Genomic DNA, 272 nt, shown 5'->3' with positions numbered 1-272 from the left:
CAAATCCACTTATACGGGCTGGTATTGCACGCCCTGCGAATCTTTTTGGACCGACCTGCAGCTGAAAGAAGGGAAATGCCCGGACTGCGGCCGCGACGTGCAGAAATTGAGCGAGGAAAATTATTTTTTCAAACTTTCCAAATATCAGGACTGGCTGATCGAATTTATTCATAAAAATCCGGATTTCATCCGGCCTGAAATCCGCAAAAATGAAATCTTGGGATTTCTGCGCCAGCCGCTCGAAGACCTTTGTATCAGTCGCGCGCGCGCGC

Annotated in this window: 1 protein-coding gene; it reads left to right on the top strand. The window is 48.9% G+C overall.

Annotated features, from left to right (window positions below; translation table 11 throughout):
• A partial coding sequence (locus RAD10_RS41885) for a class I tRNA ligase family protein (protein ID WP_461622027.1) occupies positions 1-272 on the top strand: 272 nt, incomplete at both ends.

It is taken from the genome of Bradyrhizobium sp. 23AC (genome assembly GCF_054863025.1).
The sequence above is the reverse complement of the archived record's forward strand: the minus strand, read 5'-3'. Positions and strand labels throughout refer to the sequence as shown.